11 protein-coding genes are annotated in these 12,123 nt (G+C 61.7%); 8 read left to right on the top strand and 3 right to left on the bottom strand.

Annotated features, from left to right (window positions below):
• From M0954_RS00285 to M0954_RS00300, 4 genes are all read left to right on the top strand, one after another.
• On the top strand, positions 1–328 hold a 328-nt coding region (locus tag M0954_RS00285; RefSeq protein WP_297351008.1), incomplete at its 5' end, for a LysR substrate-binding domain-containing protein.
• Positions 329–517: 189 nt separating this feature from the next.
• A complete protein-coding gene (locus M0954_RS00290) occupies positions 518–1,567 on the top strand; it encodes an Ldh family oxidoreductase (protein ID WP_297351010.1) in 1,050 nt (349 codons plus the stop codon).
• A 111-nt stretch (positions 1,568–1,678) separates the two neighbouring features.
• Positions 1,679–2,959, top strand: coding sequence for an MFS transporter (locus tag M0954_RS00295; RefSeq protein WP_297351012.1), 1,281 nt, complete (start codon positions 1,679–1,681; stop codon positions 2,957–2,959).
• 48 nt (positions 2,960–3,007) lie between these two features.
• Positions 3,008–3,739 (top strand): ABC transporter substrate-binding protein, encoded by a 732-nt coding sequence (locus tag M0954_RS00300; RefSeq protein ID WP_123386459.1) that lies wholly within the window; start codon positions 3,008–3,010, stop codon positions 3,737–3,739.
• A gap of 75 nt (positions 3,740–3,814) precedes the next feature.
• Here M0954_RS00300 and M0954_RS00305 read toward each other — a convergent pair whose 3' ends face one another.
• Entirely contained in the window at positions 3,815–4,681 is an 867-nt protein-coding gene (locus tag M0954_RS00305) for a LysR family transcriptional regulator (RefSeq protein ID WP_297351014.1), read from the bottom strand.
• A gap of 65 nt (positions 4,682–4,746) precedes the next feature.
• Between M0954_RS00305 and M0954_RS00310 the strand changes: the two genes are divergently transcribed.
• The 3 genes from M0954_RS00310 (at position 4,747) to M0954_RS00320 (ending at position 8,863) form a co-directional block, all read left to right on the top strand.
• On the top strand, positions 4,747–5,598 hold the full coding sequence (locus tag M0954_RS00310) for a ketopantoate reductase family protein (protein WP_297351016.1): 852 nt from the start codon (positions 4,747–4,749) through the stop codon (positions 5,596–5,598).
• Between the two features lie 200 nt (positions 5,599–5,798).
• The gene (locus M0954_RS00315; protein WP_297351018.1) at positions 5,799–7,022 is read left to right on the top strand and encodes a collagen-like triple helix repeat-containing protein; all 1,224 of its coding nucleotides are present in this window, start codon (positions 5,799–5,801) and stop codon (positions 7,020–7,022) included.
• A 161-nt stretch (positions 7,023–7,183) separates the two neighbouring features.
• Positions 7,184–8,863 carry a hypothetical protein gene (locus tag M0954_RS00320; protein WP_297351020.1) on the top strand — a complete coding sequence of 560 codons (1,680 nt, stop codon included), beginning with the start codon at positions 7,184–7,186 and terminating at the stop codon, positions 8,861–8,863.
• A 67-nt stretch (positions 8,864–8,930) separates the two neighbouring features.
• Here M0954_RS00320 and M0954_RS00325 read toward each other — a convergent pair whose 3' ends face one another.
• Positions 8,931–9,989 (bottom strand): serine hydrolase, encoded by a 1,059-nt coding sequence (locus M0954_RS00325; RefSeq protein WP_297351022.1) that lies wholly within the window; start codon positions 9,987–9,989, stop codon positions 8,931–8,933.
• A gap of 37 nt (positions 9,990–10,026) precedes the next feature.
• On the bottom strand, positions 10,027–11,322 hold the full coding sequence (locus M0954_RS00330) for an MFS transporter (RefSeq protein ID WP_122156993.1): 1,296 nt from the start codon (positions 11,320–11,322) through the stop codon (positions 10,027–10,029).
• 166 nt (positions 11,323–11,488) lie between these two features.
• On the opposite strand from M0954_RS00330, the gene M0954_RS00335 reads away from it, so the two are divergent.
• On the top strand, positions 11,489–12,123 hold a 635-nt coding region (locus M0954_RS00335), incomplete at its 3' end, for a LysR family transcriptional regulator (protein ID WP_297351024.1).

Consider the following 12,123-nt stretch of genomic DNA (forward strand, 5'->3'; position numbering starts at 1 on the left):
AGGCAGCGGCAACCGTACGCTGATCGACAACGCGCTCGCCAATGCGGTGCGGCAGCCGAGCTGGTTCTGCGAAGTGCAGCACGTGCCCGCGCTCGTGAGCATGATCGAAGCGGGACTTGGCATCGGCGTCGTGCCCAAGCTCGCGTTGCCGCGCGACCGTCATCGCTCCCTCGTCAGCATTCCGGTGACGGGACCGAGCGTGGTGCGCACGCTCGGTGTGATCCGCCGCAAGAACCGGCCGCTGACGGTGGCCGCGCAGCACTTCTTCGATCTGCTCGTGCGCGCGCGCGGCACCCGCACACGCACAAAGTCACGTGCGCCCGCCTGAAAAGGCGGCTCTTTGCGTCTCCGTAGCTCTCCGGCAGACGCGGGATTCGTGCGCACGACACATCAATCAAGCGAAAAAATGCGTTTGTCATGGGAATCGCTTTGGTCCGATCATGTGTGAAACCCAGCGGCACCACACGGCAGCCGCATGAACCGCACGGTTTGCAGATCGAAGGAGACGACCCGTTCCATGACCCAGTCCACGTCCACCACTGGCATCGTCAGCAAGGCCCGGCTGACCGAACTGTCGGTCGAAGCGCTATGCGCGCTCGGCCTGAGTCGCGCCGACGCCACCGATGCCGCCACCATTCTCGTGCTGGCGGATCTGTTCGGCTTGCGTACGCACGGCACGAGCCGCATCGAATCGTACGGCTCACGCTTGCGCATCGGCGGCATCAATCCTAGGCCGTCGATCACATCCGAGCAGGCTGGCCCGGCGCTTTACCGGCTCGACGGCGATAACGGCGTCGGCCCCCTCGTGGGCTTCCGTGCGCTCGAGCTGGCGATGAAGGCCGCGCGCGAACAGGGCATCGCGTGCGTATTCGTGCGTGGAAGCAATCACTTCGGCCCCGTTTCGCCGTATTCGTACCTGGCCGCCACACAGGGATTTGCCAGCATCATCGGCAGCAATGCGACGACCACGATCGCGCCGTGGGGCGGCACCGACGCGCGGCTCGGCAACAGTCCCGTGGGCTTCGGCGTACCGAATCCCGGTGGCCGTCCGTTCATCCTCGACATGGCGATCAGCGTCGCCGCACGCGCCAAGATTCGCAACGCGCTAAAGCGCGGCGAAGCGATTCCGGGCGACTGGGCCACCGACGCGCAGGGCAAGCCGACCACTGACCCGAAGGCCGCGCTCGACGGCTTTCTGCTGCCAATCGGTGGCCACAAGGGCTATGGCCTCGCGCTGGTCGTCGATCTGCTCGCGGGGCTGCTTTCCGGCGCGGCCTATCTGACGCACGTGAAGTCGTGGGAAAACGAGCCGGAGCAGCCGCAAAACCTCGGCCACTTCTACATCCTGATCGACGTTGCGATGCTCGGCAGCGGCGCGTGGCTCGCCGCGCGCATGGCCGACTATGCCGCGATCCTGCACGGCTCCGCACCCGCTGATCCGAACGCGCCCGTGATCGTGCCCGGCGAGATCGAGCTGGACCGCCTGGACCGTCAGATGACCGATGGCATCGACATCGGCGCGACGCAGCTCGCGATGCTGGAGGCGGCCGCGCGCCCGCAGAGCTGATGCGCTGATCCGCGCATTGGGCGGCGCGCCAGCGAGGAGACAGGCGACGGACCCGGCGGCTCAGCGAGGCATGCGGTCCGGAAGCACATAACGATACTGGAGGAGCCACAGGTGACGAAAATCCGCTGGCGCATCGTCCTGCTGCTGTTCATCGCGGGTTTCATCAATTACCTGGACCGGTCGGCGCTGTCTGTCGCGGCGCCCGCGGTCATGCAGGAACTGCACATGTCGCCGGCTAACCTCGGGCTGGTGTTCTCGACGTTCTTCATCGGCTATGCGGTGTTCAATACCATCGGCGGCTGGGCGGCAGATCGTTGGGGCGGCAAGCGCGTTTTTTCCTGCGCGATCCTGACGTGGTCCGTGTTGTGCGGAACGACCGGCCTCGCCACCGGCTTCGGCTCGCTGCTGGTCATCCGCACGTTCTTCGGCATGGCCGAAGGGCCGCTCGCGACGACCATCAACAAGATCGTGAACAACTGGTTTCCGCACAAGGAATCGGCCACCGCGTTCGGTTTCGCTAATTGCGGCCTGCCATTGGGCGGCGCGGTCGCGGGTCCAGTCGTCGGGCTGCTGACAGCGGCCTACGGCTGGCGCATCGCCTTTGCTGGCGTCGCGTGTCTCGGGTTGATCTGGCTGGTGTTCTGGCAACGCATGGCCACCGACCGGCCGCATCAGCATCCGCGCGTATCGGAAGAAGAGCGCCAGCTGATCGGTTCCGACCGCAGCGTCTCCGAGGATCCCGCGGATCTGAAGCCACTCGGCGCCTACCTCAGGCAGCCCGCGATTCTCGCGGCGATGATTTCGTACTTCGGATACAGCTACATCCTGTTCTTTTTCCTCACGTGGTTCCCGAGCTTCCTGATGATGGACCGTCATCTGAGCCTGAAAAGCATGAGTCTCGCGACAGTCCTGCCGTGGCTGCTGGGCTTCATCGGCTATGGCTTGAGCGGTGTGCTGTCCGACCTGATCTTCCGCCGCACCGGTAACGCGCTGCGCGCGCGCAAATGGGTGCTGATAGTCTGTCTTGGCACGGCTGGCATTTGCGTCGCGCTCGCCGGCACCGTGGCGACCACGGTCAGCGCATTGCTACTGATGGCCGTCGCTGTGTTCGCGTTGTATCTGAGCGGCAGCACGTACTGGGCGTTGATCCAGGACACGATTCCCGGCGCGAAGCTCGGAAGCGTCGGCGGATGCGTGCATTCGATCGCCAACTGCGCGGGCATCATCGGCCCCGCATTGACGGGCTTTCTTGTGCAGCGGAGCCATACCTTCTTCAGCGCCTTCGTGCTGGCGGGTGGCATTGCGCTCGCCAGCGTGCTCGCTGTCGCAATTCTTTTGCGGCCGGGTGCTGGCGGCGCAACGGCTGGTACGACGCGTACTATCGTATGCTGACCGGCGTGCCGCTCCACCCAAACCGAATCTCCAACCCAACTCACAGCCATGAAGCCCGACCCATCCGTCATTCAAGCCTTCACGCCCGCAGGCAAGCTGCGCGCATCCATCAACCTCGGCAATCCGATTCTCGCGGGCAAGGATGCGTCGGGCGCGGCCGTTGGGGTTTCGGTCGATCTTGCGCGCGCTTTCGCCGCGGCCCTCGGCGTGGAACTTGAACTCGTTGTGTTCGATGCAGCCGGCAAGTCCGTTCAGGCTGTTAGCGAAGAGCGCGCGGACTTCGGCTTTTTTGCCGTCGATCCACTGCGGGGCGAGACTATCGAATTCACCGAGCCGTATGTGCTAATCGAAGGCTATTACATGGTGCGCGATGCCTCGCCGATCCGCCACAACGGTGACGTCGACCAGTCTCAGAATCGTGTGGCCGTTGGCAAGGGCAGTGCCTACGATCTGTTCCTCACGCGCGAACTCAAGCACGCGCAGATTGTGCGCGCCCCCACCTCGCCGACGGTCGTTCAGACGTTCCTCGACGAGAGTCTCGAAGTCGCGGCGGGGGTCAAACAGCAGCTGGAATCCGATGCGCGCAAGGCGTCCGGTCTTCGTTTGCTCGACGAGCGCTTCATGGTGATCCGGCAGGCGATGGGCGTGCCCAAGAGTCGTGGCGCAGCGGCAGCGCATGCGTTGCACGCGTTCGTCGAAGAGATGAAGGCGTCCGGCTTCGTTGCCGAAGCGCTCGAACGGCATGGCATCGTCGGTGCAACCGTTGCGCCGGCTGCTTGACGGTAATGACATAAAGTTTTCGTCATGGTCCGATTTTGCTTCCGGCAATGACGGCACGGCTTGCGTCGGAATCAGTTAGCGATGGGCTCTCATGTAGGTCTCGATTGCTGTCACCGCCGCGCGGACGTGCGACTGCTTGCGCAGATCGCGGTGATAGACCAGATAGAACGGCTGAGTGGGTCCCGCCACATCAGTTTCGACGCGAATCAGGTCGCTGTTGCGCGGATCTTTCTCAAGGAATGCCGCAAGGCCTGCCCCTTGGCGAACCGCCTCGACAATTGCTTCCATCGAGCTTGAGCGGAAGGCGAACCGTGTCGCCCCAAGGGTGCGCATCCATTGCTCATGCGGCAGCCCTTTCCAGCGTTCGTCGAGTCCGACAAACGGATGCGCCGACGCCTCGCCCTTACCAAGCCGCCGTGCGGGCAGATGGCGCCGGACATAGTCTGCGGACGCGAACAAGGCGAACCGAAAACTGGCCAGATGCTTTTCCACGAGCACATTCGAAGTGGAGCGTGTGAGACGAACGGCGATGTCTGCCTCACGCGCGGCCACATCCGCCATCCGGCTTTCTCCCACCAGCTCAAGATCGACAAAGGGGTACGCCTCGCGAAACGCGAGCAGCGAGCGGGCGAGCGTCACAGCCATTCCATCCGGCACGCTGACCCGCAGCGTTCCTGCCAGCATGGTTTGATCGCGGCGCAGGGCATCGAGACCGTGCGCCAGCCCTTCGGCCAGCCTCACAATCCGCAGCGCCTCCGGCTTCAACTCAGTGCCCGACTGGCTGCGGTACACCAGTTGGCATCCCATCGCAGCTTCCAGCGCATCTAGCCGGCGCGCCGTCGTGGATGTCGAAAGTCCCAGTGCCTTGCCTGCGGCAAGCAAGCTCCCGGCTCGATGCACGGCCAGAAGAATGCGCAGATCGTCCCATGAAAGTGTTTCCATATATGGACATTAGATTACCGCAATATTCCGTATACAGGAACATACGGCATGCGCAAACTTGACCTATGAAAATCATCCTGATTGGCGCGGGGCGCATCGGCAGCGCCGTGGCCTTCTGTCTGGCCAAAGCCGGCCATGACATCACCGTCGTGGCGCGAGGTGCGCGCTTCGAGACACTGAGTCGCGATGGCGCAATCGTCACCGTTGACGGGCAACGCATGCCGGTTAAGGTCGTGTCGACCTTCGATCCGGCCACACCCTACGAACTGGCGATCGTCACCGTTCCCGAACACCAGGTCGCACCGCTGCTGCCAGCCTTGGCGGCAAGCCGTGCGAACACGATCCTGCTGATGTTCAATACGTTTCAAGGCACCGAACCCTATCGAACTATCGTCGGCGCTGAACGCTTCGCTTTTGGGTTTCCGAATATGTCGGCTTATCTGGTGGGCCAGCGGCTACGCTTTCGCGTGGATGGCCCCGGCATGGTGACGACGATGTCGAGCCCCGTTCTGGCGAAACTCTTCAGGCAAGCGGCTATGCCGAGCAACGTGGAAGACGACATGGATGCCTTCCTCCGTAGTCACGTCGCGCTTGTGGTGCCACTCTTTCTCGCCGCGCTGCTCACCTGGCGGCGAGCAACCCAGCTCACATGGTCAGAGGCAAGACAGCTCGATGCTGCCTGGCCGGAAGGTTTCGACCTGGTCCGTAGTCTGGGTCACACGCCGAAGCCTCGCTTGCTCGCGACGCTGTTACGCATGCCGTCATTTGCGCGCATGGGTCTGCTATGGCTTATGAGCCGGTCGCGGCCCGTCAAGGATCTCGGTGAGTTCGGCCCAACGGAGACGCGTGCGTTGATCGATGTGATGGCGACAGCGGCGCCCGGCAAAACGCCGCACTTGCTGGCGCTTCGGCCTTAGCGTTACGTTACACACGCTCGCGCGTCGCGGTGTTCCTCGACACATTCGCTTTGGAGCGCGGCTTTTCCGGGTCGATGGATCGGAATTAACCAATTGATTTGTTTAGTTTTTAATTTTTTACCGGTTCGTCTTACAAAACGGCATAGGTCTTGCAATTAGCTTCCCGCAGCGGGTAACCACATTTGCGGGGCAGCTAAACCATGAACAGATTCAAACTGTCGGCGATCGCTATGTGCGTGTCGTCGATGATCGTCCTGACGGGTTGTGGAAGTACACCGGCGAAACCGGGTAGCCCTGGCGCCGGAGCAGGTGCTGGAGTCGGAACAGGTGGTGGCACGCCGACACCCACACCGACACCGACACCCACGCCCACGCCGACACCCACGCCGACACCCACACCAACGAGCGCCAACCCACTCGGCGTAGTGCTCCAGAACGCAGGCAACGTCGCGACCAGCACCGGCCAGACGGTATCGTCGCTGGGCAACCAGATTGGCCTCACGCCGATTCCCGGCGCCAATCCTGCTACCACAACAGCCCTTGGCAACGTTGTGTCGAATCTCGGCAACGGCGTCACCGCATTGGGCGCGGGCGCGACGAACGGCCTCGGACAACTCGGCAATTCCACCAATCCGCTCGGCCCGACGGTGTCGAGCACGGGCAACCTCGTCTATGACGCGGGCCAGGCGGTCAACAGCGCCGGCCAACTCGTGACCAGCCTGGGTAGCGGCCCCACGGCACCGCTTAGCCCGCTGACCACGCCGCTTGGCAATACAGTCTCTACTTTGGGCAACGCTGTCAGCGCGCTCGGAACGCAACTCACCACCACGCTGTCCACAGGATTCATTCAGCAGGTGACGCAAACAGTCAGCGCGCCCATCACGCCAATCACAACCGTTCTCACGCAGACGACTCAAACCATCGGTGACACGACCGGTCTCGGCTCGCCGCTGAATGGCTTGCTGTCGACGATCGGGCATGGACTGGATGGCGCTGGAGCCAAGCTCAGTGGCGCGACCGCCAATCCGATTGGGCAAAATCTCGGCAATGTCGTGACGGCACTTGGCAACACCGTCACGTCGGCAGGCGGCTTGCTCACTGCAGGCGGTACACCAGGCAATCCGCTTGCACCGCTAACCGGTATTCTCACCTCGTTACCCGGCACCTTGAGCGGCGTGGCGGGCGGCGCGAAGGGTGGTGGCGCGAGTCCGCTTGCGCCGGTCACGTCGTTGGTGACCTCGCTGACTGGATCCCTCGGCACGGTCACGGGCTCGGGCGGCACGAGCGGTGCTGGGAATCTGCTTGCGCCGGTCACGGGTTTGGTCAGTACCTTAACGGGTGCATTGAGCGGCACCACGACGGCCACCGGCACGTCTGGCGGCGGACTGCTTGGCGGCCTCGACGGTTTGGCCAGCAAGAAATGACAGGGTAGGCAAGCGACGCAAACATCCGCCCGAGACGTCAATGTCTCGGGCGGTGCCACGACCGAAATCTTCGGCATGCAAACTGATAATCACGCTACCTTCAGAAGAGACTATCGCCTATGCTCGACTGCAGCCTGGACAAACCGATACTGAAAAATCCCGTGAAGCTCGTCGTCTGGGATCTGGACGAGACCTTCTGGAAAGGGACGCTGTCTGAAGAGGGCATCACACCCATTGTCGGGAATATCGAGCTGGTCAAACAGCTCGCCCAACGCGGCATCATCTCGTCCGTCTGCTCGAAGAACGACCATGGCTCCGCAATGGCTGCGTTGCGCGATCTGGATGTTCTGGACTACTTTGTTTTGCCCAGCGTCAGCTTTCAGCCCAAGGGCAGGTCGATTTCCGGCATCGTTTCTGCGCTCCAGTTGCGGCCGGATAACGTTGTTTTCATCGACGACAATCCATCCGTTCTTGCGGAAGCCGGCCACCATTGCCCCGGCATGGTCTGCCTGGATAGCCCGCATCAACTAGCTGCCCTGATGGACAGCCCTTTCCTGCAAGGGGCGCTGGACAATGAGCTAACCCGGCTGCAGCAATATCGTTTGCTCGCCGGGAAACACGACCTGAAGCAAACAGGAGCCGGGAGCGACGAGAGCTTCCTGCGCCAGAGCGATATCCACATTGAAATCGACTTCGCCGTCGAAGAGAACATCGACCGCGTCATCGAACTCATCAACCGCTCAAACCAGCTTAATTACACCAAGCGACGGGTCGAGACCGAAGAGGACCGCCGCCGTCTGCTGGCGGACCTCAGGGCGTTCGGCTTCAAGGCGGGCATCGTGCGCGTCAGGGACAGGTTCGGCAACTATGGCGTCGTGGGCTTCTTCATGACGTTAGCCACGCTGCGCGAGTATCGGCTGGAGCACTTTGTCTTCTCGTGCCGAATCATGAACATGGGTGTCGAGCAGTACGTCTACGAGTATCTGAATCGACCTCAGATCGAAATCGTTGGCCCGGTTGCCAACCCCATTGAAACTTTTGCGAGCGTAGACTGGATCAAGGACGGCTCGCCTGACGACGTTGTCTCGACTCTACGCCAGTACAAGCTGGTCGTGATCGGCGGCTGCGACATGCTTCAGTTGTCGACCTACTGTTCTGCCGATTCAAGCGAATTCACGAACCGGCAGCAAAACGGCTTCATGAAGCGCCTCGATGATCCTTTCCTCATCCTTGACGATGCCGAGCGCGTCCGGAAGAGTGAACTGCGACCTCACATCCCGGCCTTCAACGCCGACGAGATGCTGGCCCTGAAGGCCGCGGTCGAGGAGGGCGACCTGACCGTCCTGTCGCTCTATCGAATGATGGAAATCAATTATTTCCGTGGGGTGGACGGCTTGACCGTCCGGTTCGACGAGGATGCGGTCCGCGATATCCTGAAGTCGGACCTTGCTCTCTGGTTCGTGCGGAGTTTCAACTTCGTCCCGTCGACGAACGAGGAGCGGCAGGAGATCATTCGGCTAGCTCTCCACAAACTCTCGTCCTGGGCCAAGCCGGGTGCAAAGATAGTCGTCCTGTTGGAAAATACCCGCAAGCTCGAAAGCAATCCCGACGAAAAGGACCTTCGGCAGCGCTACAACGCGTTCATCGTCGACACGTCCAAGACGCTTGATAACCTCGTCTGTATCGACATCAACGCTGTTACCCGTGTCGACTGGCTTTTCGATGACGGCTTCCACATGAGCCGGGAAGGCTACTACGAATTGGCCCAGGCAATAACCCGTGTCTTCGACGACTCCAGGAAGCAGCCGGCCGCTGTTTTCGCCGGCGCCACTATTCGCTAGTGATGCCGGCCGCGGCGGACGCCTACACCGCTTCTGCGCCGCGGCAATCGAAACAGGAACGTATGCGTTACGTTGTGTGAGATGCGTCGACTGCCGCCAGAACTCGCCCAAAGAACTCGTTCGCGTGCGCAGGATTCAACCAACGGACGATCACGGTCATGCGTCGCTCGGGCTCGATCCACGTGAAGGAGCTGCCGGCTCCGACGCCGAAATAGCTCGACGCCGGTGCGCTCGGGAAAATCTTGCGGTCAGTATTGAGCCACACGAGGTAACCGTAGAACGGCGCAATCGCACATGGCGTATGCATACGCGCGATCCACTCGCGAGACAGAATCTGCTGGCCGTCCACCATGCCTTCGTTCAGCAGCAGTTGCGCCACTTTAAGCTGATCGTTCGCGCTAATGGACATCCCGCCGCCCCAATGCGTTCCGCCCGGAATGGATTGCATGCGCCGGCCATCGATCTCCACCCACGCATTGTCGTAGCCAACCCATTGCCAGTTTTCGCTCGCACCGGCGGGGCGCATGATTGCCTCGCGGAACACCTCGGGCAACGGCCGCCTGAACAGGTAAAGCAGTGCCAGCGAAAGCTGGTTGATACGCACGTCGTTGTATTCCCAATACGTGCCGGGGTATTGCAAAGGACGCAGGTCGCCTTTTTTGCCGTCCGGTGGCGCAGCGAAGTTGACGGCGCGATAGTGGTCCGCCTGATCCGAGAGGCCAAAATACGTGCCCTGCCATTCGCTTGTTTGCTGCAGCAGATGGGCCCAGGTCACGGTGGCATTGTGTTCATCGTCAAAGCCGATGCCGGGCACTCGCACGTGCACCGGTTCGTCGACGTCGGGCAGCAGGCCGCGGTCATAGGCGATGCCCGCGAGCAGCGCGAGGTACATCTTTGCGACGCTGAAAGTCAGGTCGGCGCGCTCGGGTTCGCCCCATGAGGTCAGCACGCGCCCATCGAGCGCGATCGTACCGGACACGGGACCGCGGTCATGTACCGGGCCGAGCAACCGGTTCCACGGCGGCGGGTCGTTCACATGCACGCCCCACACACCGTCCACGTGACGGTCCCAAAGCGACTCATGATCAACTGCAAACTGCACCGCTTGTTCAAAATCGTATTGCATTCGTGGAATCCCGATTGGTTCGACGGACCCGGCTGACCTAGTGGGCGTTCAAACGTGCACGCGCCCACACCACCGTAAACAGGCTGATGAGAGCCGCGAACATCAGATAGAGGCCGGGTGCCAGGTTATTGCCTGTGGCCGCAATCAATGCCGCCACCGCGAGCGGCGTGAAGCCGCCGAAAACGGTTGTGCCAATGTTATAGCCGAGCGCCATGCCGGTGGTACGGGTGCGGGTTGGAAACAGCTCCGACATCAACGCAGGAATCGGCGCGAAGTAGGTGGCTTTCAACAAGGCGACCCACACCACCGCGGCAAGCAATGTCGCGAGCGACGGATGGGCGTTCATAAACATGAACGCAGGATAAACCGTGAAGAAGAACAACGTACCTGCGCCTAGCATGATGCGCGTACGGCCCACCTTGTCGGACCAGTGTCCGACCACCGGTGTCAGCACCATCATGATGAACCCGGCGGCCAGCGTCGCAATGAAGCCTGACGATGGTGCGAGTCCGAGTTGCCGCGCCGCATACGTCGGCATGTACAGCAGCATATAGTTGGCCGTGGTCGTAAGCACCAGCGAGCCGATCGACACCAGCACGCGTTCCTTCTGCGTAGCCAGCACTTCACGCACCGGCGAACTGGATTTCTCGGCCCGTTCGAACTCCGGCGTTTCATCCATGCGGCGCCGGATATAAAGCCCGATCGGACCGATTAGCATGCCGAACAGAAAGGGAATGCGCCACCCCCAGCCTTCGAGCTGAGGCTGCGTCAACGTGCCGGTCAGTACTGCGCCGAACGCCGAAGCGAGCAGTGTGCTTGCTCCCTGGCTCGAGAACTGCCAGCTCGCCATGAAGCCTTTCCGCGCTGGCGCATGTTCGATGAGAAACGCTGTAGAGCTGCCGAATTCGCCGCCAGCGGAAAAGCCTTGCAACAGACGCGAAGCGAAAATGCCGATTGGCGCGATCAGGCCGATCGTGGCATACGACGGCATCAGCGCGACCATCCCCGTGCCGATCGTCATCATTGAAATCGACAGTGTCAATGAAGCCTTGCGGCCCTTTCGGTCGCTATACGAGCCGAGCGCCAGCGCGCCAAGCGGCCGCGCCAGATATGACAACGCGAACGTGCCGAGCGTGAGCAGCAGCGATACCGTCTTGTCATGCGTCGGGAAAAACAGCCGCGACAGCGTGGTGGCAAAGTACCCGTAGACGATCAGGTCGTAAAACTCGAGCGCATTTCCAATGGACGTTGCCAGGATCAGGCGCGGTACCCCCGCACGCGAGACCGGCTTGGCGAGGGATTCGCTTACTACGGCTGCTGAATCAGGGCTCATGGCGGCGTCCTTGGTCGACTTCGTTCTCCGTCGTGACGCGCCGTGGGCGCGTCGCCTAGCTCGTACGAAGCAGTGTAACGATCTTGGCGTGGACGATATTTGTGGACAATTACAATATTTGGCAGATATCGTTGCCGAAACGGCAAAGCGGGGAAGCCTGACCGAAATGGACAATACAGCACTGCGTTACTTTCTCGAAGTGGCACGCAGCGGCTCGCTCAGCAAGGCGTCGGAGCGGCTATACGTGGCGGTGTCGGCGTTAAGCAGGCAGATTGCGAAGCTCGAAGAAGAAGTCGGCGCGGCGCTTTTTGAACGGCGGCCGCGCGGGATGGTGTTGAGCGATGCCGGACGTGTGCTTGCCGAACACGCGCGGCGCAGCCTGCTGGAAACCGAGCGCGTCACCGACGAAATTCGCGGGCTGAGCAATGGCAGCCGCGCGACGATTCGTGTGGTAAGTTCGGAAGGCGTCGCGCCGTATTTTCTGCCGCAGGTGTTTGCGCACTTCCTGAAGACGCATCCGGCGACGCAGTTTCAACTGGACGTGTCTGCGCCATCTGTCGCGACACAACGCGTGCGCGAAGGCACTGCGGATATCGCAGTGTGTTTCAGCGTCGCGCCGGAGAAGGACATCCACGTGGTGTATTCGCAACTGGCCCCGATCTTCGCACTGGTCAGGCACGATCATCCGCTTGGCGCACGCGAGTCCGTATCGCTCGCGGATCTGATGGCCTGGCCGCTCGCCATCGACAACCAGGGCGTGACGATCCGCCAGATGTTCGATATTGCCTGCAGTCTGGAAGG

The sequence above is a fragment of the Paraburkholderia sp. genome, assembly GCF_026225065.1.
GTDB lineage: Bacteria > Pseudomonadota > Gammaproteobacteria > Burkholderiales > Burkholderiaceae > Paraburkholderia.

Excerpts from the sequence above, each read along its gene's own strand:
- M0954_RS00290 (WP_297351010.1), top strand. The coding sequence starts at position 518 with ATGACCCAGTCCACGTCCACCACTGGCATCGTCAGCAAGGCCCGGCTG.
- M0954_RS00300 (WP_123386459.1), top strand. The coding sequence starts at position 3,008 with ATGAAGCCCGACCCATCCGTCATTCAAGCCTTCACGCCCGCAGGCAAG.
- M0954_RS00305 (WP_297351014.1), bottom strand. The coding sequence starts at position 4,681 with ATGGAAACACTTTCATGGGACGATCTGCGCATTCTTCTGGCCGTGCAT.
- M0954_RS00310 (WP_297351016.1), top strand. The coding sequence starts at position 4,747 with ATGAAAATCATCCTGATTGGCGCGGGGCGCATCGGCAGCGCCGTGGCC.
- M0954_RS00315 (WP_297351018.1), top strand. The coding sequence starts at position 5,799 with ATGAACAGATTCAAACTGTCGGCGATCGCTATGTGCGTGTCGTCGATG.
- M0954_RS00325 (WP_297351022.1), bottom strand. The coding sequence starts at position 9,989 with ATGCAATACGATTTTGAACAAGCGGTGCAGTTTGCAGTTGATCATGAG.
- M0954_RS00330 (WP_122156993.1), bottom strand. The coding sequence starts at position 11,322 with ATGAGCCCTGATTCAGCAGCCGTAGTAAGCGAATCCCTCGCCAAGCCG.